This window comes from Saccharothrix stipae (assembly GCF_054781895.1).
In genome coordinates, this window is the sequence record NZ_BAAGTN010000008.1 from 363,989 (window position 1) to 388,188 (window position 24,200).

The window sequence follows — 24,200 nt, forward strand, 5'->3', positions numbered from 1 at the left end:
GAACCGGCGTTAACAAGCGCTAACATCTCCTCAGGTTAACGACTGCTAACCGCGAGGAGCCCGATGGACGCCCCGGTGCTGCGCAGCACGGCCGACAAGTCGGCCGACGCCTTCCGGCGCTACCACGACGAGCACGCGCGCCTCGTGCACGACCTGCGCGCGAAGCTCGGCCAAGCCGCCCTCGGCGGCCCGGAGCGGGCCCGCGCCCGCCACGTCGAGCGCGGGAAGCTGCTGCCCCGCGCCCGCGTCGACACGCTGCTCGACCCCGGTTCGCCGTTCCTCGAACTCGCACCGCTGGCCGCGAACGGCATGTACGGCGACGAGGCGCCCGCCGCGGGCGTCATCACGGGCGTCGGCCGCGTGTCCGGTCGGGAGGTCGTGGTCGTCGCCAACGACGCCACGGTCAAGGGCGGCACGTACTACCCGATGACGGTCAAGAAGCACCTGCGCGCGCAAGAGGTGGCGTTGCAGAACAACCTGCCGTGCGTCTACCTGGTCGACTCCGGCGGCGCGTTCCTGCCCAGGCAGGACGAGGTGTTCCCGGACCGCGACCACTTCGGCCGGATCTTCTTCAACCAGGCCACCATGTCCGCCCGCGGCATCCCGCAGATCGCCGCCGTGCTCGGCTCGTGCACGGCGGGCGGCGCGTACGTGCCCGCGATGTCGGACGAGGCGGTGATCGTGCGCGGCCAGGGCACGATCTTCCTCGGCGGCCCACCGCTGGTGAAGGCCGCGACCGGCGAGGTCGTCACGGCCGAGGAGCTCGGTGGCGGCGAGCTGCACTCGCGCACGTCCGGCGTCACCGACCACCTGGCGGAGGACGACCCGCACGCGCTGCGGATCGTGCGCTCGATCGTCAGCACGCTGGGTCCGCGCGAGCCGCGCCCGTGGCAGGTCGAGCCGAGCGTCGAGCCCGCCGTCGACCCCGCCGAGCTGTACGGCGTGGTGCCGACGGACAGCCGCACGCCCTACGACGTGCGTGAGGTGATCGCCCGGGTCGTGGACGGCAGCCGGTTCCAGGAGTTCAAGAAGGAGTACGGCGCGACGCTGGTCACCGGGTTCGCCCGGATCCACGGCCACCCGGTCGGCATCGTGGCCAACAACGGCGTGCTGTTCGGCGAGTCGGCGTTGAAGGGCGCGCACTTCATCCAGCTGTGCGACCAGCGCCGCGTGCCGCTGGTGTTCCTGCAGAACATCAGCGGGTTCATGGTGGGCCGCGAGTACGAGGCGGCGGGCATCGCCAAGCACGGCGCGAAGATGGTGACGGCGGTGGCGTGCGCGCGGGTGCCGAAGTTCACCGTGGTCATCGGCGGGTCGTTCGGCGCGGGCAACTACTCGATGTGCGGGCGGGCCTACTCGCCCCGGTTCCTGTGGATGTGGCCCAACGCCCGGATCTCGGTCATGGGTGGTGAGCAGGCCGCGTCGGTGTTGGCGACGGTGCGGCGCGACCAGCTCGGCGACGCGTGGTCGACCGAGGAGGAAGAGGCGTTCAAGGCGCCGATCCGGCAGCAGTACGAGGACCAGGGCAACCCGTACTACTCCACGGCACGGCTGTGGGACGACGGTGTGATCGACCCGCTCGACACCCGGATGGTGCTCGGCCTGGCCTTGTCCGCGGCGGCGAACGCCCCGATCGAGCCGGTTTCCTACGGCGTCTTCCGGATGTGATGACGATGGGTCGCTCGGAGAGCCTTCCCCAAGAGATGTTCGACAGTGTCCTGATCGCCAACCGGGGCGAGATCGCGGTGCGCGTGATCCGCGCGTTGCGGCGGTTCGGCATCCGGTCGGTGGCCGTCTACAGCGACGCGGACGCCGACGCGCTGCACGTGCGGCAGGCCGACGTGGCGGTGCGCATCGGGCCCGCGTCGGCCCGGGAGAGCTACCTGTCGATCGAGCGGATCATCGAGGCCGCGCGGTCGACGGGGGCGCAGGCCGTGCACCCCGGGTACGGGTTCCTGGCCGAGAACGCGGAGTTCGCGCGGGCGTGCGAGAAGGCCGGGCTGGTGTTCATCGGGCCGCCCGCCGACGCGATCGAGGCCATGGGCGACAAGATCCGCGCCAAGCTCACCGTCGCGGCGGCGGGTGTGCCGGTGGTGCCGGGGCGGACCGAGGTCGGCATGACCGACGACGACCTGGTCGAGGCGGCCGCGGAGATCGGCTTCCCGGTGCTGCTCAAGCCGTCCGCCGGCGGTGGCGGCAAGGGGATGCGGCTGGTCGAGGCCGCCGACGGCCTGCGGGACGCCATCGAGTCGGCACGGCGGGAGGCGCGCGGGTCGTTCGGTGACGACGCGTTGCTGATCGAGCGGTTCATCGGCAACCCGCGGCACATCGAGATCCAGGTGCTGGCCGACGCGCGCGGCGGGGTCGTGCACCTCGGCGAGCGCGAGTGCAGCCTCCAGCGGCGGCACCAGAAGATCATCGAGGAGGCGCCGTCGCCGCTGGTCTCCCCCCGGATGCGCGACGCGATGGGCACGGCCGCCGTGGAGGCGGCGAAGGCCGTCGGGTACGTCGGCGCGGGCACGGTCGAGTTCATCGTGGACGGCGCGTCCGGCGACTACTACTTCATGGAGATGAACACCCGGCTCCAGGTCGAGCACCCGGTCACGGAGCTCGCGACCGGCGTGGACCTGGTCGAGTGGCAGCTGCGGGTGGCCGCGGGTGAGCCGCTGGCGCTGGGCGAGGTGACGATGTCGCGGCACGCCGTGGAGGCCCGCGTCTACGCGGAGGACCCGGCGCGCGGCTTCCTGCCGACCGGTGGCACGGTGCTGGCGCTGCACGAGCCGTCGGACGTGCGGGTGGACTCGGCGTTGCGGGTCGGGTTGACCGTCGGCAGCGACTACGACCCGATGTTGGCCAAGGTGATCGCGCACGGGGCCACGCGGGAGGAGGCGTTGCGCCGGCTGGACGCCGCGTTGGGGCGGATGGTGCTGCTCGGCGTGACGACCAACATCCCGTTCCTGCGGGCGTTGCTGGCCGACCCGGACGTGCGGGCGGGCGCGTTGGACACCGGGTTGGTGGAGCGGAAGCTGGAGTCGTTGGTGCGCCACGACGTGCCGGACGAGGTGCTGGCCGCGGCGGCGTTGGAGCGGCAGCTCGCGGCGCGCGGTGACGACCCGTGGGAGCACGTCGGCGGGTGGCGGATCGGCGAGCACGCGTGGACCAGGTGGCTGATCGACGGGGTCGAGGTCCGGGTCCGCGGCGACGAAGTGTCTATTGCATACAAAGAACCGGTGCGGCTCGACGCCGCCGTCGACGGCGAGTGGTTGGTTGTAGGCGGTCGACGGTATGCAATGGCCCGGGCGGGCAACGTGCTGTGGCTCGGCGCGGACGGCCACGCGTGGGCGTTGACCGAGACGTTGCCGTCGGAGGTCGCGTCGTCGGCGGCGGCCGGCAGCGGTGGCCCGGTGACCAGCCCGATGCCCGGCACGGTGCTCGTGGCGCGGGCCGCCCAGGGTGCCCACGTGACCGCTGGTCAGGCGTTGTTCGTGGTCGAAGCGATGAAGATGGAGCACACCGTCACGTCACCCGTGGACGGCGTGCTCGCCGAAGTGCACGTCCAGGCAGGCCAACAGGTCGCGCTGGACCAGACCCTAGCCGTCGTCGTGCCCCACCAGGAGTGAGCGATGTTGGACTTCCGCCTTGACGAGGACTACGAGGCGCTGCGCAAGACCGTCGAGGAGTTCGCGCGCGACGAGGTCGCGCCGGTGATCGGCGAGTTCTACGAGCGCCAGGAGTTCCCGTACGAGATCGTCGCCAAGATGGGGCGGATGGGCCTGTTCGGGCTGCCGTTCCCGGAGGAGTTCGGCGGCATGGGCGGTGACTACTTCGCGTTGTGCCTGGCGCTGGAGGAGTTGGCGCGGGTCGACTCGTCGGTGGCGATCACGCTGGAGGCGGGCGTCTCGCTGGGTGCGGTGCCGTTGTTCCGGTTCGGTTCGGCGGAGCAGAAGGCCGAGTGGTTGCCCCGGTTGTGCTCGGGCGAGGTGCTGGGCGCGTTCGGGCTGACCGAGCCCGGTAGCGGGTCGGACGCGGGCGCGCTGCGGACCACGGCGCGGCTCGACGGTGACGAGTGGGTGATCAACGGGACCAAGGCGTTCATCACCAACTCGGGCACGGACATCACCGGGTTGGTGACGGTGGCGGCGGTGACCGGGCGGCGTGAGGACGGCAAGCCGGAGGTGTCGGCGATCATCGTGCCGTCGGGGACGCCGGGTTTCTCGGTGTCGCGCAAGTACTCCAAGGTCGGGTGGAGCGCGTCGGACACGCGTGAGCTGTCGTTCCAGGACTGCCGGGTGCCCGTGGCGAACCTGGTCGGGGGGCGTGGGCGCGGGTACGCGCAGTTCTTGCAGACGTTGGACGAGGGGCGGGTGGCGATCGCGGCCGTCGGCGTCGGGCTGGCGCAGGGGTGCGTGGACGAGTGCGTGCGGTACGCGGGTGAGCGGGAGGCGTTCGGGCACAAGATCGGCGCGTACCAGGCGATCCAGTTCAAGATCGCCGAGATGGAGGCGCGCACGCACACCGCGCGGTTGGCGTACTACCAGGCGGCGGCCAAGATGCTGCGCGGTGAGCCGTTCAAGCGCGAGGCGGCGATCGCCAAGCTGGTGTCGTCGGAGGCGGCGATGGACAACGCGCGTGAGGCGACCCAGATCTTCGGCGGGTACGGCTTCATGAACGAGTACCCGGTGGGCCGCTTCTACCGCGACGCCAAGATCCTGGAGATCGGCGAGGGCACCAGCGAGGTCCAGAAGATGCTGATCGCCCGCGAACTGGGCCTCCGCTAACCCGCGTGTCCTACCTCCAGAACGCGCGTGTCCTACCTCCAGAACGCGAGAGTCCTACCTTCAGAACGCGAGAGTCCTACGTTCAGAACGCGAGAGTCCTACGTTCGGAACGCGAGAGTCCTACGTTCGGAACACCCGAGTTCAACGCTCAGAACAAGATCGACTGTTCTGAGCGTTGAACTCGGGGTACGCGAACGTAGGACACGCGCGTTCCGAACGTAGGACACGCGCGGTGTGAGGGTTGGACTCTCGGGGTGTGAGGGTTGGACTCTCGCGGGGGGTCAGAAGTGGCCGTGGCGGCCCTCGCCGGATTGGAAGCGGCGCAGGCCCTGTTCCACCTCGGTCAACGAGGTCAGGCCGTGGTCCAGTTCGTTGGCCAGGGCGTCCTGCTCGGACAGGTCCTCCTGTTCGAGCAGGGACAGGCGGTCCTCGCGCAAGCACACCTGGGGGAACGCGGCCAGTTCCAGCGCCAGCGCCTCCGCCGCCGAACGGGACGTCCCCGTCGGCACCACCCGGTTCGCCAAGCCGATCCGCAGCGCTTCCTCGGCCGACACCGCCCGGCCGGTCAGGACCAGGTCCATGGCCCGCGACGCACCGATCAACCGGGGCAACCGCACCGTCCCACCGTCGATCAGCGGCACGCCCCAACGCCGGCAGAACACGCCGAACACCGCGTCCTCGTCGGCCACCCGCAGGTCGCACCACAGCGCCAACTCCAGCCCACCCGCCACCGCGTGCCCGGAGACGGCGGCGATCACCGGCTTGGACAGGCGCAACCGGGTCGGGCCCATCGGACCGGACGGCGACCGCGGGTCGTTGCTCCGAGCGGTGCCCAGCGCCTTCAGGTCCGCGCCCGAGCAGAACGTGCCGCCTTCCCCGTGCAGCACGGCCACCGCCGCGGTCGGGTCCTCGTCGAACTCGCGGAACACCTCGGTCAACGTGTGCGCGGTCGGGCCGTCCACCGCGTTGCGCACCGCAGGCCGGTTCAGCAGCACGGTGAACACCGGCCCCGACCGCTCCACCCGCACCGCGCTCACGGCTTCGGCCGCCCCCGCTCCACGATCGCGCCGAAGTCGACACCGCGCGGCAGGGTGCCGAACGCCACGCCCCAGTCACCGGACAGCCGCGACGCGCAGAACGCGTCCGCCACCGCCGGGTGGCCGTACCGCACCAGCAACGCCCCCTGCAACGCCAACGCCATCCGCTCCACCAGCCTCCGCGCCCGCACCTCCAGGTCGGCGAGGTCGGTCAGCTCATCCTTGATCCCGTCGACCGCCGCGTCCAGCCGCCGATCGGCACCGCGCGCCGCGTCCAACTCGCCGAAGAACTCCTCCACCGCCTCCGCCGAACGCCCGAGAGCGCGCAGCGCGTCCAGCGCCGCCACGTTCCCCGAGCCCTCCCAGATGGACATCAACGGTGACTCGCGGAACAGCCGGGGCATCCCGGAGTCCTCGATGTACCCGTTGCCGCCCAGGCACTCCAACGCCTCGGCGGCGTGCGCCGGAGCCCTCTTGCACACCCAGTACTTGCTCACCGCGAGGCCGAGCCTGCTGCGGTTGCCGGCCAGCCACAACGCCACCGTGGTCGCCGCCTCCGACTCCACCGCCAGGTCGGCCAGCACGTTGCGCATCGCGGGCTGGTCCACCAGGTACGACCCGAACGCCTTGCGGTGCGCCGCGTGGTGGGTGGCCTGGGTCAACCCCAGCCGCATCCCCGACGCCGAGCCGAGCACGCAGTCCAGCCGGGTCGTGTTGACCATCTCGATGATGGTCCGCACGCCCCGCCCCTCCTCGCCGACCAGCCACCCGACCGCGCCGTCGTACTCCAGCTCCGCGGACGCGTTCGACTTGTTGCCGAGCTTGTCCTTGAGCCGCTGGAGGAACATCGCGTTGCGCGTCCCGTCGGGCAGCACGCGCGGCAGCACGAAGCACGACAGGCCGCCCGGCGCCTGCGCCAGGGTGAGGAACAGGTCCGACATCGGCGCCGAGGTGAACCACTTGTGCCCGGTCAGCAGGTAGTGGTCACCGGCGGGCACGGCCCGCGTCGTGTTCGACCGCACGTCCGAGCCGCCCTGCTTCTCAGTCATCGACATGCCCGCGATGAGCCCGCGCTTGGTCGACGGCGCGCGCAGCCCGAAGTCGTACTCCCGTGACGCCAGCAACGGCTCGTACCGCGCCGCCAACTCGGGCGTCGCGCGCAACGCGGGCACGGCCGCGTACGTCATCGAGATCGGGCACCCGTGGCCGGCCTCGGCCTGGCTCCACACGTAGAACTTCGCCGCACGAGCCACGTGCGCGCCCGGCCGGTCGTCCTGCCACGGCGCGGCGTGCAGGCCGTTGGCGACCGCGGTCCCCATCAGCTCGTGCCACGACGGGTGGAACTCGACCTCGTCCACCCGGTGTCCGTACCGGTCGTGGGTGTGCAACACGGGCGGGTGAACGTTGGCCAGTCGACCCAGGTCCTGGACGTGCGCGGTGCCGGCGAGCACACCGAGCGCGCGCACCTCGGGTTCGGCCCACTCCGCGCCACCGCGCCGCAGGCCGTCCAGCAACGCCGGGTCGGCGGAGACGTCGTGGCCCGTCAGCGGCGGCGCCTGGTTGGTCACCTCGTGAGTGGCGTGGGTCATAACCACGTAGACTACTACCCGTCGGTAACTTGGACCGCCGTGAAATTTGGGGGTGCTGATCAAGCTCCGGCCGCCTAACGTCGGTGCCGTGAGGGATCAGCGGCAGAGCCAGGACCACGAGCGGGCGGTGGCCGCGTTGCGCGGTCAGTACGCGGCGATCCCGGCGGGCGCACCGGTGCGGTTGGCCAAGTCGACGTCGAACCTGTTCCGGTTCCGCGCCGACCAGTCCGGCGGGCTCGACGTCGCCCGGTTCGACCGGGTCCTCTCGGTCGACGCGGCCGCGCGGACGGCGCAGGTCCAGGGCATGACGACCTACGAGAACCTGGTCGACGCGACCCTGCCGCACGGCCTGATGCCACTGGTCGTGCCGCAGCTCAAGACGATCACGCTGGGTGGCGCGGTGGCGGGCCTGGGCATCGAGTCCAGCTCGTTCCGCAACGGCCTGCCGCACGAGTCCGTGCGCGAGCTGGAGGTGATGACCGGCGACGGCGAGGTCGTCGTCGTGGGTCCGGAGGACGACCTCTTTCGCGGGTTCCCGAACTCGTACGGCACGCTCGGCTACACGCTGCGACTGGACATCGAGCTCGAACCGGTCAAACCGTACGTGCGGCTGCGGCACGTGCCGTTCGCGGACGCCGACGAGTGCGCGCGCACCATCGCCGAGGTCTGCGCCGAGCGCTCCTACCAGGGCGAACCGGTCGACTTCGTGGACGGGACGGTGTTCTCCGGCGGCGAGCAGTACCTGACGCTGGCGAACTGGGCCGACACCGCGCCGTGGGTGTCGGACTACACCGGCAACCACATCTACTACCGGTCCGTGCAGCAGCGCAGCACCGACTACCTCACCGTGCGGGACTACCTGTGGCGGTGGGACACCGACTGGTTCTGGTGCTCGCGCGCGTTCGGCGTGCAGCACCCGGTGGTGCGGCGGCTGGTGCCCAAGCGCTACCTGCGGTCCGACGTGTACCGCAAGGTCGTGGCCTGGGACCGGCGGCACAAGCTGTCGGACCGGCTGAGCAAGGCGGTGCAGGAACCGGTGATCCAGGACGTGGAGATCCCGGTGGACCGGCTCGCGGAGTTCCTGGACTTCTTCCACCGGGAGATCGGGATCAGCCCGGTGTGGCTGTGCCCGGTGCGGCTGCGGAGCCGCGAGGACGGGCGCCCGCCGAGCTGGCCGCTGTACCCCATGGACCCCGAGGTGCTCTACGTCAACGTCGGCTTCTGGTCGACGGTGTCGTTGCGGCCCGACGAGGAGCTGGGCAGCCGGAACCGGCTGATCGAGGACAAGGTCACCGAGCTGGGCGGGCACAAGTCGCTCTACTCCGACTCGTACTACGGCGAGGAGGAGTTCTGGGACAACTACAACGGTCCGATCTACGACGACCTGAAGAAGCGGTACGACCCGGCGGGTCGGCTGCCGGATCTGTACGCCAAGTGTGTTCTCCGTAGGTGAAGGGAGCCGCGGCCATGCGGTTGGCGGAGGTGTTCCAGCGGGCGGTCGGAGGCGACGCGTCCGTGGGGTTCAGCGCGTACGACGGCAGCCGCGCGGGGCCGGCCGACGCGGGTGTGCGCATCGAGGTGCGCTCACCGGAGGCGTTGTCGTACCTGGCGTCGGCGCCGGGCGAACTGGGGTTGGCGCGCGCGTACGTGACCGGGCACCTGGAGATCATCGGTGACGTGTACGGGGCGTTGAAGCACCTGTCCGAGATGTCGTTGCGGGAGGTGCCCTGGGCCGAGCGGCTGGAGCTGTTGGCCACGCTCGGCCGCACCCGGCTGGGTACGCGGGTGGAGGTGCCGCCGCAGGAGCGCCGGTTGCGCGGCCTGCGGCACTCGAAGGCGCGCGACCGCGAGGCGATCGCGCACCACTACGACGTGTCGAACACGTTCTACGAGTGGATCCTCGGGCCGTCCATGGCGTACACGTGCGCCGTGTACCCGACCGCGGCGTCCACCCTGGAGGAGGCGCAGTTCACCAAGCACGACCTGGTGGCGCGCAAACTGGGGCTGAAGCCGGGGATGCGGCTGCTCGACGTCGGCTGCGGCTGGGGCGGCATGGTGATGCACGCCGCGCGCGAGTACGGCGTCAAGGCGCTGGGCGTGACGTTGTCGCGCAACCAGGCGGAGTGGGCGCAGAAGGCCATCGTCGAGGCGGGCCTGTCCGACCTCGCCGAGGTGCGCTACCTCGACTACCGGGACGTGCGGGAGACCGGGTTCGACGCGGTCAGCTCGATCGGCCTGACCGAGCACATCGGCAAGGCCAAGCTGCCCGCGTACTTCCGGTCGTTGTACGGGAAGCTGAAGCCCGGCGGGCGGATGCTCAACCACTGCATCACCCGGCCGGACAACAAGCAGCGGGCGCGGACCGGCGGGTTCATCGACCGGTACGTGTTCCCGGACGGCGAGCTGGTCGGGCCGGGGCACATCGTGTCGTTGATGCACGACACCGGCTTCGAGGTGCGGCACGAGGAGAACCTGCGCGAGCACTACGCCATGACGTTGGCGGCGTGGTGCGAGAACCTGGAGAAGCACTGGGACGACGCGGTGACCGAGGTCGGGCTCGGCCGCGCCAGGGTGTGGCGGCTGTACCTGGCGGCGTCCCGGTTGGGCTTCGAGCGCAACAACATCCAGCTGCACCAGGTGCTGGGCGTGAAGCTGGACGGCAGCACGTCGCACATGCCGTTGCGCCCGGAGTGGTTGAGCTGAGGTGACGCGGGTCGGCGTCGCGCGGCTCCCCGTCGCGCGACGCCGGCTCTCACCGCACCCGGAACCGCAGTCGCGTGGACGGCACCGGCTCCACCCGGTCGACCTCGCCGACGCCGCCGGTCGCGACCGAGGCGATGACCGACCGCCAGAACGCGGCCGCGACCGGGTTGGCGTGGTCGACGGACAACGTCCAGACCCCGGGGTGCCGGGCGAACAGCCGTCGTGCCGCCTCGCGGGCCACGCCCCGCCGCCGGTGGCCGCGGACGACGAAGAACTCGGCGACGTTCCACGAGCCGTCGTCGTCCACGTCGCCGCGGGCCAGGGCGAAGCCGGCGAGCCCGCCGCCGACCTCGATGAAGTACGCCTCGCGCGCGGGCTCGGTGAAGTAGTGGTCCAGGTACGGGTAGCCGAAGGTGCCGTGCCGGCTGAGCGGCAGGTCCCGGATCTCCGAGAAGTCGTGTTGGTAGAGCTGGATCAGGTTCACCAACACCACTTTGTCCACCGCGTCGACCGGCACGATTCCCACGTCCACGACCCGATCCAACCACTCACGACAGCCCGTTGACGATCTGCCGCACCTGGTTGGCCGGGATCGCGAAGCCGATGCCCACGCTGCCCGCCGCACCGCTGTCCGACGCGGGCGAGTAGATCGCCGAGTTGATGCCGACGACCTCGCCTGCCGAGTCGACCAACGGGCCGCCCGAGTTGCCCGGGTTGATCGAGGCGTCGGTCTGGATCGCCTGGTAGCTCACCGACGACGAGCCGCGACGACCGGTCGACGTGCCGGGCACGGTCACCGTGCGGTCGAGCGCGCTCACGATCCCCGACGTCACGGTGCCCTGGAGGCCTTCGGGCGAACCGATCGCCACGACCTGGTCGCCGATCTTGACCTGGTCGGAGTCGCCGAACTTCGCGGGCGTCAGCCCGCTGACCCCCGACGCCTGCACGACCGCCAGGTCGCTCGACGGGTCGGTGCCCACCACGGTGGCGTCGACGGTCCGCCCGTCGCTCAACGTGACGGTCACCTGCTGGGCGCCGGCGACCACGTGGTTGTTGGTCAGGATCCGCCCGTCGGCGGTCAGCACCACGCCCGAACCGAGGCCCTGGCCCTGCGCCGACACCACGTTCACCTGCACCACGCTCGGCAGCACCCGGGCCGCGATCGCCGAGACGTCCGAAGTGGACGTCGCGTTGAGCGCCACCGGGCTGCCGCTCGTCGTCGCCACCGCGGCGCCCGACGCGTTCACCGCGCCGACCACACCGCCGGTGACCCCGCCGAACAACGCGGCGACCAGCGCCGCCGAGGTCACAACCGTGCCGGTGCGCCGCCGCCAGAACGGCGCCCGCTCCTCCAACGACCCGCGCAGCGCGGGGAAGTCCTGTGTCGTCATGACCTCAGCGTCGACCCGGACCCTATGAGCAGGCTGAGCGTCCCATCAGGACTTGCCAAGAATCGCGGCGACCTCGTCGGCCGAGAGCAGCCGCGAGCCGAACAGCGGGCCCTGCGCCCCCGTCACACCCAGCTCCACCAGCCGCCGCGCCTCGAACTCCGTGCGCACGCCCGCCGCGTACAGGGGCAGGCCCAACGTCCGCGTCCACGTGAGCAGCGCCACGGCCGCGCTCTCCTCGATCCGGTTCGCGCCCTCCGCCAGCCCGTAGACCGGCGAGCCCTGGAACTTCACCGCCGTCAACGGGATCCGCCGCAACCGGTCCAGCGGCAGGTTGCCGCCGCCGACCTGGTCGAGCACCAGCCGCACGCCGTGCCCGGCCAGGTACGTCAGCTCCTCCACCTGGTCCTCGTTGATCAACGCGGGCAGCTGCTCGCCCAGCTCGAACTGCAGCAGCCGCGCGGGCAGGCCACCCTCCCGCAACGCCTGCCGCACGGTCGCCACCAGCTCCGGCTCCTGGCACTGCCGGGCGGTCAGGTCCATGCTCACCACGGGCGCGGCGTCGCCGAACTCGGCGTGCCACCGGCCCGCGTCCTCGCACGCCTGCCCGATGGCCCACTGGCCCAGCCGGGCCGCCATGCCGGTGCACGTGGACAGCGACACCAGCTCCTGCGGGTCGAGCACGCCCTCGGTCGGGTGGTCCCACCGCACCCGCGCCTCGACGGCCAGCAGCGACCCGTCGGCCAGCGAGTGCACCGGCTCGTAGTCGACCCGGAACTCGCCCTGCTCCAGCCCGCCGGCGATCGACGCGGCCAACCGCATCCGGGCACGTTCCCGTTCGTCGCGCGCCTGGTCGTAGAGCGCCCACTGCGCCTTGCCGTCGTCCTTGGCCCACCGCACGGTCAGGTCGACGCACCGCAGCAGCTCGGCCGCGTCCGCACCGCGGGCCGGCCGCATTACGATGCCGACGCTGGCGGTCACGCCGATGCCGTCCTCACCGACCCACACCGGTTCCACGAGCCGTTCGAGTGCCGACTCGGCCAGCGCCACCACGGACGCCAGGTCGTGCGGGTCGTCGACGAGCACGCCGAACTCGTCCGGTCCGATCCGGGCCAGCCGCCCGACCCCGTCGAACACCGAGCGCAGGTGCCCGGCCACCGCGGTGAGGACCCGGTTGCCGACCTCGTGCCCGAACGCGTCGTTGACCACCCGGAACCCGTCGAGGTCGAACACGACCAGCGCGAGCTCCGCGGGGCCGCGCGGGCCGACCGCGCCCTCCAGCCAACCCACGAACTGCGCCCGGTTCGCCAGCCCGGTCTGCACGTCGTGCAGGCTCTGCCGGACCAGCTGCGACTGGAGCGCCCGGACCTCGTCCAGGCTCTCGATCATGGTCACGTAGAAGGCGGGTTCGCCGTCGTCGTCGCGCAGCAGGGCGAGCGCGACGAGCACGTCGACCGGTTCGCCGTCGGCGCGCACGAGCCGCGTCTCCACCCGCACGTGCTCCTGCCCGGCGTGCAACCGCTGGGCAACCCGTGAGATCAGGTCGCGCTCGTCCGGGTGAACCAGGTCGCGGCCGGCCGACCCGACCAGCTCCTCGGCGGTGCGGTCGAGCATGGTCAACATGGCATCGTTGCAGTCGAGGATCACGCCGTCGACGCCGGAGACCGCGATGGCCAGCGCCGAGGTCTGGAACACGGCGCGGAACTTCGCCTCACCCGCCCGCAACGCCGATTCGGCTGATCGGGTGGACCTCAACGCGTTGGCGTGGTGCTGCTCCTGGTCGTCCAGCGCGCGTCGGCGCACGGCGTCGGCGAACCCGGCGGCCAGCGCGCCCAGCACGGCGATCAGGCGCCGGGTGTCGGTGAGGTCGACGTCCAGGTCCTCGCCGACGAGCGTGAGCGTCCGCTCCAGTGTTTCGGCGGCCACCAGGCCGTGCTCGACCAGGCCGCGGCCGACCGCGTGCGCGGCGGCCGTCGACCCGTCCGGCCGGATCGCGGCGCGCAGGTCGTCGGCGTACCCGGTGAGGAGGGCTTGCAGCCGGTGCGGCGGCAGGTCGGCGAGCGCGGTGGCCGGGACGGTGTCGACGATGGCGTCCGCCCAGCGGCAGGCGAACGCGTCCCGGGTTTGCCCGGGTTCGTCACCGAGTCTCGCCGCGCCTGCCTGTTCGGCCATCTTCATTCAGCTCTGCGGGGCCTGTCGTCGAAGGTCACCGTGTTGTCGGCGGTTCGCGTGAATGGATCACGGATACACCGACGTGGTATTTCCGGCCTACCGTCACTCGAATGGTGCAATTCGGGACCGCGGGTCCCAGCCAGCTTACTTGGCCGGGACCCGCCTTCGGCAAGACGATCAGCACTTCGCGAACGCACGGGGGCACCGCCGGACGTTCTGAGCGTTGAATTCGGGTGTTCCGAACGTAGGACACGCGCGTTCTGAACGTAGGACTCTCGCGTTCTGAACGTAGGACTCTCGCGTTGTGAACGTTGGACTCTCGCGGGGTTAGGAGACGGTGGCGAGGACGGAGGCGATTCGGGTGGCGATGCGGTCGTTGTCGGTCGGGGCGAGGCTGAGCCAGCCGTCCTCGTTGACCATCAGGTACCGGCCCTGGTGGGTGTCGAACCAGGTGATCAGCGCGCCGGCCCGCTCGCGGCGGTAGCCGCCGCCCACGGTGACGCCGAACTGGCCGCCCGCGACCCGGCTCGTGGCCAGCTCGCTGACCACCGTCGCGTCCTCCCGCGACAACCCGGCCTTCTGCAACGCCTCCCGCTCGTCCAGCTCGCCGCTGCCCCACGGGTCGTCGTCCTCGGCGTCCTGCGGCTCGCCCTGCATCGCCACGGCCGCGTTCAACGCCTCCACCCGCAGCGACAGCGCGGCGCCGGGCCCGGCGGACCCGTCCGGCAGCACCTCCACGATCGACCGGGCCAACGCGGTCGGCCGGATCTCCAGCACCCCGATCGACCCGCCGTCGATCACCGCCAACGCGCCCCGCCCGCCGCCGGACACGGCCACCGCGCGCACCGACCGGTCCACCTGGGCGACCGCGTCCACGGCCACCTCGTGCTCGCCGAGCAGCCGCAGCAGGTCCACCAGCCGGGGGTCGGGCTCGCCGTACGCGGCGAGCACCTCCTCCCGCACCCGCTTGCGCTCCTCCTCGGTGGCACCCTGGCTGGGCACGTCCAGCGGGTAGGGCAGCCGGCCGAGGCCGAGGTGGTGCCACAGCACGTCCAGCTCGCGGGGCGTGAGCACGAACTCGGGCTCGATCACGACTGGTCGCCCTTCTTGCGCGGCTTGGCGCCACCGATCACCGACGGCGGCAGGTTCTCGCCGGGCACCTCGAAGATGTCCTCACCGCGGATGTACGCCGCGGCCCGGTGCTCCTTGTCCTCGCCCTGCTGGCCGCCGGCCGGTGCGCCACCCATCGGCGCGCCGCCCGCCATCGGGGACGCCGCCGCACCGCCGGGGCCGAAGCCGCCGACCGGCATCGGGCCACGCGCGCCGGGACCACCGACCGCGCCGGTCGAGCCGCCGGCCGCCAGCGCACCGCCGCCGCCGCCACCCGCACCGCCGGACCCCGTCGGACCGAAGCCGCCCGCGCCGCCACCGCCGAAGCCACCCGCGCCACCGCCGAAGCCTCCCGGCGGCATGCCGCCCCCGGGCATCCGGGCACCGCCGCCGGCACCACCACCAGCGCCACCGCCACCACCGCCGCCGGGCATGCCGGTCACCGGGGGCGTGCCGGGGCTGCCAGCCGGGATGTAGTTCGGCGGCTTCACGCCGGGCGGCAGGGTGCCGCCACCCTGGCGCGGCGGCGTGTTCGGGTTGGCCGGCTGGTACGGCGGCACGTAACCGCTGCTGCCGGGCGGGTTGTAGCCGCCGCCGGCGGGCGGCGCGTAGTTGCCGCCCTGGTAGCCGCCACCGGCCGGCGGCGCGTACGGGTTCGCCACCGGCACCTGGGCCGCCGCGGCGGCGGCCGTGGTGCCCTCGGGCCGGTAGATCGGCTGCGGGGCGGCCGGGGCCGCGCCGGCGGCGTACGTGCCGGTGCCCGCGCCACCGTAGGAGCCGGGAGCGGTCTGGTACGAGGCCGCGGCGGGCGAGTACCCGGCCGGGTGCGTGGCCGACGTCGTCTGCGCGGGCTGGTAGGCCTGCGACCGCTCCACCGCCTGCGCCGTCTGCATCGGTTGGGCCGGCTGCGTCGCCGTGTAGGCCGAGGGCGCCGTGGCACCGCCCGCGCCGCCGGCGCTGTCCGCGGCCGCGCCCGCCAACGTCGCCGTCGACATCGACCGCATCAGCGCGACCTGCGGTTCCTCGGTGCGGCCGGTCACCGGGTTGAACGGCGCGCTGAACTGCGGCGTGGTCTGGTCGACCGCCTGCGACTCGCGCTCCATCGTGCTCATGACCGTCACGGCGTGCTCGTGCAGCGCCCGCGCGTGGTCGTTGGCCGCCTGCACGTCCGCGGCGGAGCTGGCCAGGCCCTGGATGCCGCCCGCGGTGAACACGCCGGTGGCCTGGTTCCAGTCGAACTCGACCGGCTCGGGCATGCTGGCCCGCGCGTTCTCCATGATCTGGCTCTCGTCCTGCACCCGCTTGCCGACCTCGACCGCGGTCTCGGCGGTGTGCGTGACCCAGTCCGCCAGGCCCTTGATCGCGAGCCGGGCCGCGTCCGCCGCGTCACCGGTCCAGCCGGACTCGCTGACCGCGACCCGCTCGTTGATCAGCCGCGCGGCCTCGGTCAACTCGGTGCCGAACTGGCCCCACTCCGCGCCGATCTCACCGGTCTGGCCGGGGTCGTTGTTGTTGTGCACCGCCTCGTACAGCTCGCGGTGCGACCGGGACGCCCAGTTCTGGGTGTCGGTCAGCACCAGGTCGACCTCGCGCTCGTCCCGCGCCAGGCGCCTCACCTCGCCCACCTGCATCGCCCGGGCCACCTGCGCCACCTGCTCGTCCGCCATCGCCGCCGCCCCCTAGTTCCCGCTCAGCCTGGTCAACGCGACGCCGCTCTCCTCGTCGACCGAGGTGAAGTTGCGGATCGCGCTCTGCACCGAGTCGTGCGTCTGCTGCAACACCTCGCGGTAGGCCGTCATCACGGCCACGAACGACCGCGGGTCGCCGTCCGCGCGCGTCTCGAACTTGCGCGCCAGCCGGTCGCCGACGGGGTTCGCGCCGATCGGCGTGGGGCGGGCGAGCCGACCGGCGCGCTCCAGCCACGAGTCGACCTGGTCCATCTGCTCCAGGAGCATCCTGCGCAGTTCCTCGCCGGTGGCGGGATCGAGCGACACCCGGCCGGAGTTCACGGTCTCCTGGAGCGCCACGACCTGACCGCTGGCGGTCGGGACCTCCTGGGGCGGGGCCACTTCATCCCCGTTCTCGGCGATGTACATCGGTATCCCTCGCGAAGGCAGCCTGCTGGACGAAACCCACCATCCCGGTGTGCTCCAACGCCCGGCCAACGCGCGCCCAACGCGGCCCGCCGGAATGCGGTGACAACTGTGGGAAACTCTTCGACTACAGGGTGACAACGCCGAAAGGGTTGCGGATGCGGGTGAACCTGCTTGGCCCTGTTGAGCTGGTTTCCCCAGGTGGGGACGCCGTCCGCCTGGGTGCGGCCAAGCGGCGGACCGTGCTGGCCGCGCTCGCGCTCGAACTGAACCGCGTGGTGTCCGGCGACCGGCTGCTGGAGCTGGTGTGGGACGGCTCACCGCCACCGCAGGCCAAAGCCGCCCTCCAGGGACACATCGCCCAGCTCCGCAAGGTCCTCGACCACGGTGTAGCGCTCGTCACCCGCGCGCCCGGCTACGTGCTGACCGGCGAACGCGCGGCCGTCGACGTGTTCCGGTTCGAGGACCTGTTGGCGACCGCCCGCGAGGCGTCGGACGACGACGCTGTGCGGCTGCTGCGGGAGGCGTTGGCGTTGTGGCGCGGCCCGGTGCTGGCCGACGTGCCGGGCGACCAGCTGCGCGAGGCGGTGTCGGCGCGGCTGGAGGAGCTGCGGCTGGTGGCCGTGCAGGAGTTGGCGACCCGGTTGTCGCGGCTGGACCGGGCGGCCGAGGCGGTGTCCGGGCTGCGGGACGCGGTGGACGCCAACCCGCTGCGCGAGGCGTTGGTGTCCCGGCTGGTGCTGGCGCTGCACTGGACCGGGCGGCAGGCCGAGGCGTTGGCGTTGTTCCACCGGACGCGGGAGCGGCTGGCCGAGGAGCTGGGCGTGGACCCGGGGCCGGAGCTGCGCGAGGCCTACCGGACCGTGCTGGCGGGCGACGCCGCGCCGGTGGACCGCCCGCCCGCGCAGCTGCCCCGTGAGCACCAGGCCCCGGCCCAGCTGCCGCGCGAGCACCGCGGGTTCGTCGGGCGTGAGCTGGAGCTGTCGGACCTCGGCGCGAGCCTGAGCGGGCACGACTCGGCGATCGGGCTGCTGGTCGGTCCGGCCGGGGTGGGCAAGACGGCGTTGGCGCTGCGCTGGGCGCACGGGGTGGCCGCCGACTTCCCGGACGGGCAGCTGTTCGTGAACCTGCGCGGGTTCGACGAGACCGAGCCGCTCGACCCGCGCACGGCGTTGGTCGGCTTCCTGCGGGCGCTGGGGCTGGCCGACTCGCAGATCGCGGTGGACCTGGAGGACCAGGCCGCGCAGTACCGGTCGCTGCTGGCCGGGCGGCGGGTGCTGGTGTTCCTGGACAACGCCCGGTCGGCCGCGCAGGTCCGGCCGCTGCTGCCCGGCTCGTCGCGCTGCCTGGTGCTGGTGACCAGCAGGCACCGGTTGGACGACCTGGTGGTCACCGAGGGCGCGTCGTCGCTGCACGTGCCGACGTTGCCGGAGGAGAGCGCCGAGCACCTGCTGGCCGCGGTGCTGGGACGGCCGCGCATCGAGCAGGAGCCGGAGGCGGTGGCGGAGCTGGTCGAGCTGTGCGACCGGCTGCCGCTGGCGTTGCGGATCGCGGGCGCGCGGTTGGCGTCACGGCCGCGGTGGACGATCCAGTCGCTGGTGGATGAGCTGCGCGACGAGCAGGGGCGGCTGTCCGCGTTGTCGCTGCCGGAGGCGGGGCGCGGTGTGCACGCGGCGCTGGCGGTGAGCTACCGGGAGCTGCCCGAGGGCGCGGCGCGGCTGTTCCGGCGGCTGGGCCTGCACCCCGGCACGGACCTGGACAGCTACACGGCGGCGGCGTTGCTGGACATCAACGTGGTCAGCGCGCGCACGCACCTGCGCACGTTGGCGTACGCGAACCTGCTGCACGAGTCGACGCCCGACCGGTACTCGCGGCACGACCTGGTGCGGCTGTTCACCCACCACCTGGCGGCCACGGAGTCCGAAGTGGACAACCAGGTGGCGACCAACCGGCTGCTGGACTACTACCTGCACGTGGCGGACCGGGCGCGGGCGCACCTGTCCGACCACGTGCGGCCGTTCGGACCGGCCGAGCACCGGCCCGCGTCGTTCCCGGAACTGCCCTCGCACGCGGCGGCTCTGGACTGGTTCACGTTGGAGGAGGCGAACCTCGGGCTGGCGCTGGACATCGCGGTGAACGGCGGGCAGCGGGAGCGGACGTGGCAGCTGGCGCTGTGCCTGGACGCGTTCCACTTCCGCCGGGGCAACCGACTGGACCGGCTGGCGTTGTGCCGCATCGGGTTGGCGGCGACGCGTTCGCTGGGTGACGGGCACGCGGAGGCGACGTTCCTGCTGCGGTTGGGTTCGACGTTGGCCGACCTGGGGCGGATCGACGAGGCGATCGAGGCGTGCACGCGGGCGGCGTCGTTGGCCGACGGTGACCGGCACCTGGAGCTGGCGGCGTTGGCGAACCTCGGGTACTGCCTGATGGCGGACGACCAGCTGGACCGGGCGCAGGGGACGATCCTGGAGGCGCTGGAGGTGGCGCGCGAGGTCGGGGACGACCGGTCGCAGGCGAGCATCCAGAACAACCTGGCCAACGTGCTGCTGCGCAAGCACCAGCCGGAGGAGGCGTTGCGGCACGCGCGGGAGGCGTTGAGCCTGTTCCCGTCGGCCCCGTCCAAGGCGCACACGGCGACGTTGCACACCGTGGGCACGGCGTCCCAGCAGTTGGGCCGGGCCGACGAGGCCCTGGAGTCGTACCGCGCCGGGCTGGCGCTGGCGGCCCGCTTGGGCGACCGCTACCAGGAGGCGTTGTGCCACCGTGCGATCGGGGACGTGCTGGAGCAGTCCGAGGGCCCACCGGCCGCCCGTCCCCACTGGCTGGCCGCCTACCAGCTCTACCGCGACCTGCGCCTGCCGGACGCCGACGACCTGGCCCGCAAACTGGACCTGACCACCTGCCCCATGTCCTGAGCGTTGAACTCACGCGTCCTGAGCGTTGAACTCACGCGTTCTGAACGTAGGACTCTCGCGTTCTGAACGTAGGACTCTCGCGTTCTGGAGGTAGGACACGCGCGTTCTGGAGGTAGGACACGCGCGGGTTGGGTGGTTAGGGCGGTCACTCGTTCAGGTGACGGATCGGCGCGGACGGCGGGACGTGCCGACACTGGAGGGCGGTTCGGTGGACCGGATGGAGAGTCGCGTGGAAATCTCCCCGGCCGAACTCGCGGCCGACTTGCGCAGGCTCCGCCGCGGTCGCGGGGCCCAGGCGGCGCGCCTCGGCGATGAAATCGGTCCGGCGTTGCGGGCGCTGTGCGGTGTCCGCGACACCGACTCGCACGCCGCCGTCCGGGAGAAGGTCCGCACGACGCTGCGCGAGTGGGGCGCGAGGCTGCCGGTCGACCTGCGGGCGGTGTTCGCCGCCGCGCTCGCGCTGGACGTCGACGTGGCCGGCAAGTTCCTGGGCGAGCGGGAGCGGTCGCTGGCGGTCGCGTGCCACCGCGACGTCCGCACCATCCGGCGGCGGGTCGAAGAGGCGATCGACCTGGTCGCGGAGGACGCCGCGGCAGGGGCCCGCCCACCGCCCGGTGGCGAGGTCGACCACTGGCACGTCGAGCGGCTGGAGGCGCTGGTCCGCCTCGACGTGGCCGAGCCGCAGTGCGTCGAACGCTGGACGATCGTGGCCGAACGCGACATCGGCGACCACGTCCGGGTCGCGGTGACCCCGCCGTGCGGGCCGGCTCCCGACGACCAGGGCCTGCACGCCGTCCCGTTCTTCGGCGTCGAGGTGGCCGGTGAGCAGCGCGCGCCGGACGGTCGCCTGCTGCTGGACCTGCGCCTGCCGCGCACCCTGCACGCGGGTGAGCGGCACGAGTGCGGCCTGGTCGTCACCGCGGCCAGTGGTGGCGCGCGCTCGCACCACCTCTACCGCCCGCAGCGGCGGTGCGAGTCCTTCGAGCTGACGGTCCGGTTCCCGGCCGCGCACGTGCCCACCGAGATCAGCCCCGTCCGGGGATCACTCGCGACCGACGACCGGGCGACCGAGGGCGAGGAGGTGGTGGTCGACGCGGTGCGCGAGGCGCACGCCGCTTTCGCGGACCTGCGCGCCGGCCACGTCTACGGGATCCGCTGGCGGCCGGAGGTGCCCGGCGGGTGACGCGGTCAGCGGCGCGGCAGTGTGGTGCCGGCGGACGTCCCGGTGTGGGTGAGGCGCTTGGCGAAGCAGTCGTCCGGACCGATGAGTTCCCGGTCGCACCACGCGTTGGCCTCTGCCCCGGTGGCGTAGGTGTAGGGCACCACGGTGACCCAGAAGTCGTCGCTGTCGAAGCTGACGAAGTGCGCGGAGGACAGCAGCAGCGCCCCCGGGTACCGCGCCCGGGTGAGCTGGAAGTCCCGCCAGATGTCCTCGTGGGTGAACCGGACCCCGTGGACCACGAGCCCGAAACGCTTCGACGACAGCTGCGGCACCCACCGGTCCACGAGGGCCTCGACCGCCGCCCGGTCGGCCGCGACCTGTGCGTCCAGGCGTCCGCGCGCGACCTCGTCGGGCGGGATCGCGTTGGTGGTGGGCCGCTGGGTGGTGGTGGGGTTCGGCGCGGGCGTCCACGTCGGCGGCTGGACGGTCGCGGTGCTCGCCTCCACCGCGGCAGCGACACCCGTGACGTGTCGGTTCGAGTAGCGCACCGCGGCCGCGGACGCGACCGCCACCGTGATCGCGAGCACCACCGCCGCGGTGACCACGAGCGGCAGCGGCACGCGCGGACCGTCCGGCTCCACCCGAGTGGACCAGGCCTCCAGGTCCGCACCGCAGGCCGTGCAGTACCGGTGGCCGGGGATCCGACCGGCGCCGCACCTGCCGCAGACGTTCATGGGGCGTCCCTGCCGTGGTCGTGGCGAAGAAGACAGACCACGCTAGCCCCGGCCTCGTCGCCGCGGCACCCGGTGCGGCGATTGGCCACTTTCTGGCCACTTGTTGTCCAGCGTCAGCCGGTGGCGTTGGCGGCGGCGCGGCCGGCCACCCGGCCGGAGAAGATGCAGCCGCCCAGGAACGTGCCCTCCAGGGCGCGGTAGCCGTGCACGCCGCCCCCGCCGAAGCCGGACGCCTCACCGGCCGCGTAGACGCCCTCCAGCGGACTGCCGTCGTCCTTCAGGACCCGGGCGGAGAGGTCGGTGTGCAGGCCGCCCAGGGTCTTGCGGGTGAGGACGGACAGGCGCACGGCGATCAGCGGGCCGGCCTTCGGGTCCAGCAACGGGTGCGGCTCCACCACGCGGATCAGCTTGTCGGTGATGAACTTCCGGGCCTCGCGCATGGCGTTGATCTGCATGTCCTTGCCGAGCCCCGAGATCACCTGCCGGTCGCGCTGCACGATCGTGCGCCGCAACGCCCCCGCGTCGATCAACGACGTGCCGGTCAGCTTGTTCATGCCGGCCGCCAACTCCTCGGGCGTGCGGCCGAAGATGAACTCCTCGGACCGCTTGGCGAACTCCTCCACCGGCGCGACGGCACCCGGCAGCGCGCGCTTCAGCACCGCCTTGACGTCCTTGCCGGTCAGGTCGGGGTTCTGCTCCGACCCGGACAGCGCGAACTCCTTGCCGATGATCTTCTGGTTGAGCACGAACCACGAGTAGCCGTGCCCCGTCTTCACGATGTGCTCCAACGCACCCAGCGCGTCGAACCCGGGGAACAGCGGGATCGGCAGCCGGGAACCGGTCGCGTCCAGCCACAGCGACGACGGTCCGGGCAGGATGCGGATGCCGTGCCGGTTCCAGATCGGCGCGTAGTTGGCGATGCCCTCGGGGTAGTGCCACATCCGGTCTTCGTTGATGATCTCGCCGCCGGTGTCCTGCACGACCTTGAGCATCTCGCCGTCCACGTGGTCGGGCACCCCGGACAGCATGTGCTCGGGCGGCGTGCCCAGGCGCGCCGGCCAGTTGCGGCGCACCATGTCGTGGTTCGCGCCGATGCCGCCGGACGTGACCACGACGGCCTGCGCGCGCAGCTCGAAGTCACCGGACACGGCGCGCGAGCTCGGCTCGCCCCGACCGGCCGTGCTGATCTCCAGCACCTCGCCGCGCACGCCGTCCACCGCACCGCCGGTCGTGGTCAGCCCGGTCACGCGGTGCCGGAACTTCAGCTGCACGAGCCCGCGCGCCACGCCCTCGCGCACCCGCCGCTCGAACGGCGCCACGATGCCCGGCCCGGTACCCCACGTCACGTGGAAGCGCGGCACGGAGTTGCCGTGGCCGTCGGCCAGGTACCCGCCCCGCTCGGCCCACTGCACGAGCGGGAACCAGCGCACGCCCATCGCGTGCAGCCACGACCGCTTCTCGCCCGCCGCGAAGTCCACGTACGCCTCGGCCCACCGACGCGGCCAGTGGTCGGCGTCCCGGTCGAACGCGGCCGAACCCAGCCAGTCCTGCAGGGCCAGCTCCGCCGAGTCCTTGACCTTCAGCCGCCGCTGCTCGGGGCTGTCCACCAGGAACAACCCGCCGAACGACCAGAACGCCTGACCGCCGAGCGAGGCCTCGGGCTCCTGGTCGAGCAGGATGACCTTGCGGCCGGCGTCGACGAGCTCGGCGGTGGCCACCAGGCCTGCCAGACCCGCGCCGACGACGATGACATCCGCGTCGTGATGTGCCATCGGGCGAGTCTAGATCGAAGTGCCAGGATGGACGAGAGTTGAAGAAAGTTCACTTCAGGGAGTGGTCACGGTGTCGTACACGGGGGACGTCGGCGAGGTCAACGCGGTGTGGCGGCCGGTGGCGGAGGTGCCGACCATCGACCGGCCGCTGACCCGGGCCAGGTTGGTGGGCACCGGCGACGTCACGCGCAAGCAGTTCGGATTGTTCGAGTGGCGGATGGAGCCGCACGCGGGCGGTCCGGCGGCGCACTTCCACAAGACGTTCTCGGAGTCGTTCTACGTGATCTCCGGAACGGTCCGGTTGTTCAACGGCGAGACGTGGGTGAACGCGGTGGCGGGCGATTTCCTCTACGTGCCGGAGGGCGGTGTCCACGCTTTCCGCAACGACGCCGACGAGCCCGCGTCGATGTTGATCCTCTTCGCGCCCGCGCCGCCGCGCGAGGAGTACTTCCGGGAACTGGCCGAGATCGGGGAATCGGGGCGGCGGTTGAGCCCGCAGGAGTGGACCGAGTTGTACGCCAGGCACGACCAGTACATGGTCTGAGCTGCGGCGACAGGGGATCGAGCAGCAACGGCGGAGAGGTGGCAGGCCGCCGGCCGTTCGGTGGGGGTGACCGTTCGGCCGGCGGCGGTCGGGCATGCGTGGGCGCACCTGCAACGTCTCGGGGAGGGGTGCCGCACGGGCTTGGGGGTCGTGCCCGCGGGGCTGACGTCCGGTGCGGCGTCCATCGCGCCGACCAGCAGTAG

At 72.2% G+C, this 24,200-nt stretch carries 18 protein-coding genes; 8 read left to right on the forward strand and 10 right to left on the reverse strand.

All coding sequences use genetic code 11. From position 1 onward, the window contains the following. Positions 1 to 63 precede the first annotated feature (63 nt). Genes ACYVLT_RS18520 through ACYVLT_RS18530 form a run of 3 tightly spaced genes read left to right on the forward strand, consistent with a single transcriptional unit; the run spans position 64 to position 4,778 of the window. Entirely contained in the window at positions 64 to 1,668 is a 1,605-nt protein-coding gene (locus tag ACYVLT_RS18520) for a carboxyl transferase domain-containing protein (protein ID WP_461121429.1), read from the forward strand. Between the two features lie 35 nt (positions 1,669 to 1,703). Then, the gene (locus ACYVLT_RS18525) at positions 1,704 to 3,620 is read left to right on the forward strand and encodes an acetyl/propionyl/methylcrotonyl-CoA carboxylase subunit alpha (protein WP_461121430.1); all 1,917 of its coding nucleotides are present in this window, start codon (positions 1,704 to 1,706) and stop codon (positions 3,618 to 3,620) included. A 3-nt stretch (positions 3,621 to 3,623) separates the two neighbouring features. Further along, positions 3,624 to 4,778: an acyl-CoA dehydrogenase family protein gene (locus ACYVLT_RS18530; protein WP_461121431.1), complete on the forward strand. Its 1,155-nt coding sequence runs from the start codon at positions 3,624 to 3,626 to the stop codon at positions 4,776 to 4,778. A 281-nt stretch (positions 4,779 to 5,059) separates the two neighbouring features. On the opposite strand, the gene ACYVLT_RS18535 is transcribed toward ACYVLT_RS18530, so the two are convergent. Further along, positions 5,060 to 5,815: a crotonase/enoyl-CoA hydratase family protein gene (locus tag ACYVLT_RS18535; RefSeq protein WP_461121432.1), complete on the reverse strand. Its 756-nt coding sequence runs from the start codon at positions 5,813 to 5,815 to the stop codon at positions 5,060 to 5,062. Further along, the gene (locus ACYVLT_RS18540) at positions 5,812 to 7,404 is read right to left on the reverse strand and encodes an acyl-CoA dehydrogenase family protein (RefSeq protein WP_461121433.1); all 1,593 of its coding nucleotides are present in this window, start codon (positions 7,402 to 7,404) and stop codon (positions 5,812 to 5,814) included. The genes ACYVLT_RS18535 and ACYVLT_RS18540 overlap by 4 nt, the downstream gene beginning before the upstream one ends. Before the next feature lie 88 nt (positions 7,405 to 7,492). On the opposite strand from ACYVLT_RS18540, the gene ACYVLT_RS18545 reads away from it, so the two are divergent. Both ACYVLT_RS18545 and ACYVLT_RS18550 read left to right on the forward strand, forming a co-directional pair. Next, positions 7,493 to 8,857, forward strand: a complete 1,365-nt coding sequence (locus tag ACYVLT_RS18545) for an FAD-binding oxidoreductase (protein WP_461121434.1) — start codon at positions 7,493 to 7,495, stop codon at positions 8,855 to 8,857. 14 nt (positions 8,858 to 8,871) lie between these two features. Continuing rightward, positions 8,872 to 10,107, forward strand: a complete 1,236-nt coding sequence (locus tag ACYVLT_RS18550) for a class I SAM-dependent methyltransferase (protein ID WP_461121435.1) — start codon at positions 8,872 to 8,874, stop codon at positions 10,105 to 10,107. 49 nt (positions 10,108 to 10,156) lie between these two features. Here the strand turns inward: ACYVLT_RS18550 and ACYVLT_RS18555 are convergent, their stop codons facing one another. The 6 genes from ACYVLT_RS18555 to ACYVLT_RS18580 all read right to left on the reverse strand — a co-directional run bounded on the left by ACYVLT_RS18555 (position 10,157) and on the right by ACYVLT_RS18580 (position 16,873). Further along, positions 10,157 to 10,639 (reverse strand): GNAT family N-acetyltransferase, encoded by a 483-nt coding sequence (locus ACYVLT_RS18555; RefSeq protein ID WP_461121436.1) that lies wholly within the window; start codon positions 10,637 to 10,639, stop codon positions 10,157 to 10,159. Between the two features lie 16 nt (positions 10,640 to 10,655). Next, positions 10,656 to 11,498, reverse strand: coding sequence for a S1C family serine protease (locus ACYVLT_RS18560; protein ID WP_461121437.1), 843 nt, complete (start codon positions 11,496 to 11,498; stop codon positions 10,656 to 10,658). Positions 11,499 to 11,543: 45 nt separating this feature from the next. Beyond that, positions 11,544 to 13,667, reverse strand: a complete 2,124-nt coding sequence (locus tag ACYVLT_RS18565; protein ID WP_461121438.1) for a putative bifunctional diguanylate cyclase/phosphodiesterase — start codon at positions 13,665 to 13,667, stop codon at positions 11,544 to 11,546. Positions 13,668 to 13,994: 327 nt separating this feature from the next. After that, positions 13,995 to 14,759: an ESX secretion-associated protein EspG gene (locus ACYVLT_RS18570; RefSeq protein ID WP_461121439.1), complete on the reverse strand. Its 765-nt coding sequence runs from the start codon at positions 14,757 to 14,759 to the stop codon at positions 13,995 to 13,997. Next, a complete protein-coding gene (locus tag ACYVLT_RS18575; protein WP_461121440.1) occupies positions 14,756 to 16,444 on the reverse strand; it encodes a PPE domain-containing protein in 1,689 nt (562 codons plus the stop codon). Before ACYVLT_RS18575 ends, ACYVLT_RS18570 begins: the two co-directional genes overlap by 4 nt. 12 nt (positions 16,445 to 16,456) lie before the next feature. Further along, a complete protein-coding gene (locus ACYVLT_RS18580; RefSeq protein ID WP_461121441.1) occupies positions 16,457 to 16,873 on the reverse strand; it encodes a hypothetical protein in 417 nt (138 codons plus the stop codon). A 155-nt stretch (positions 16,874 to 17,028) separates the two neighbouring features. On the opposite strand from ACYVLT_RS18580, the gene ACYVLT_RS18585 reads away from it, so the two are divergent. Both ACYVLT_RS18585 and ACYVLT_RS18590 read left to right on the forward strand, forming a co-directional pair. After that, the gene (locus tag ACYVLT_RS18585) at positions 17,029 to 19,785 is read left to right on the forward strand and encodes an AfsR/SARP family transcriptional regulator (protein ID WP_461121442.1); all 2,757 of its coding nucleotides are present in this window, start codon (positions 17,029 to 17,031) and stop codon (positions 19,783 to 19,785) included. A gap of 229 nt (positions 19,786 to 20,014) precedes the next feature. Further along, on the forward strand, positions 20,015 to 20,968 hold the full coding sequence (locus ACYVLT_RS18590) for a hypothetical protein (protein ID WP_461121443.1): 954 nt from the start codon (positions 20,015 to 20,017) through the stop codon (positions 20,966 to 20,968). Between the two features lie 5 nt (positions 20,969 to 20,973). Here ACYVLT_RS18590 and ACYVLT_RS18595 read toward each other — a convergent pair whose 3' ends face one another. Next, on the reverse strand, positions 20,974 to 21,681 hold the full coding sequence (locus tag ACYVLT_RS18595; protein WP_461121444.1) for a zinc ribbon domain-containing protein: 708 nt from the start codon (positions 21,679 to 21,681) through the stop codon (positions 20,974 to 20,976). Positions 21,682 to 21,794: 113 nt separating this feature from the next. Continuing rightward, a complete protein-coding gene (locus ACYVLT_RS18600; RefSeq protein WP_461121445.1) occupies positions 21,795 to 23,453 on the reverse strand; it encodes an FAD-binding dehydrogenase in 1,659 nt (552 codons plus the stop codon). Positions 23,454 to 23,523: 70 nt separating this feature from the next. Between ACYVLT_RS18600 and ACYVLT_RS18605 the strand changes: the two genes are divergently transcribed. Continuing rightward, on the forward strand, positions 23,524 to 23,997 hold the full coding sequence (locus ACYVLT_RS18605) for a cupin domain-containing protein (RefSeq protein WP_461121446.1): 474 nt from the start codon (positions 23,524 to 23,526) through the stop codon (positions 23,995 to 23,997). The last annotated feature ends 203 nt before the right edge of the window (positions 23,998 to 24,200 follow it).

Bases quoted from the DNA above. Each gene is read 5' to 3' on its own strand.
- ACYVLT_RS18525 (WP_461121430.1), top strand. From the start codon at position 1,704: ATGTTCGACAGTGTCCTGATCGCCAACCGGGGCGAGATCGCGGTGCGC.
- ACYVLT_RS18575 (WP_461121440.1), bottom strand. From the start codon at position 16,444: ATGGCGGACGAGCAGGTGGCGCAGGTGGCCCGGGCGATGCAGGTGGGC.
- ACYVLT_RS18540 (WP_461121433.1), bottom strand. From the start codon at position 7,404: ATGACCCACGCCACTCACGAGGTGACCAACCAGGCGCCGCCGCTGACG.
- ACYVLT_RS18600 (WP_461121445.1), bottom strand. From the start codon at position 23,453: ATGGCACATCACGACGCGGATGTCATCGTCGTCGGCGCGGGTCTGGCA.
- ACYVLT_RS18560 (WP_461121437.1), bottom strand. From the start codon at position 11,498: ATGACGACACAGGACTTCCCCGCGCTGCGCGGGTCGTTGGAGGAGCGG.
- ACYVLT_RS18530 (WP_461121431.1), top strand. From the start codon at position 3,624: ATGTTGGACTTCCGCCTTGACGAGGACTACGAGGCGCTGCGCAAGACC.
- ACYVLT_RS18520 (WP_461121429.1), top strand. From the start codon at position 64: ATGGACGCCCCGGTGCTGCGCAGCACGGCCGACAAGTCGGCCGACGCC.
- ACYVLT_RS18565 (WP_461121438.1), bottom strand. From the start codon at position 13,667: ATGGCCGAACAGGCAGGCGCGGCGAGACTCGGTGACGAACCCGGGCAA.
- ACYVLT_RS18550 (WP_461121435.1), top strand. From the start codon at position 8,872: ATGCGGTTGGCGGAGGTGTTCCAGCGGGCGGTCGGAGGCGACGCGTCC.
- ACYVLT_RS18595 (WP_461121444.1), bottom strand. From the start codon at position 21,681: ATGAACGTCTGCGGCAGGTGCGGCGCCGGTCGGATCCCCGGCCACCGG.
- ACYVLT_RS18580 (WP_461121441.1), bottom strand. From the start codon at position 16,873: ATGTACATCGCCGAGAACGGGGATGAAGTGGCCCCGCCCCAGGAGGTC.
- ACYVLT_RS18585 (WP_461121442.1), top strand. From the start codon at position 17,029: ATGCGGGTGAACCTGCTTGGCCCTGTTGAGCTGGTTTCCCCAGGTGGG.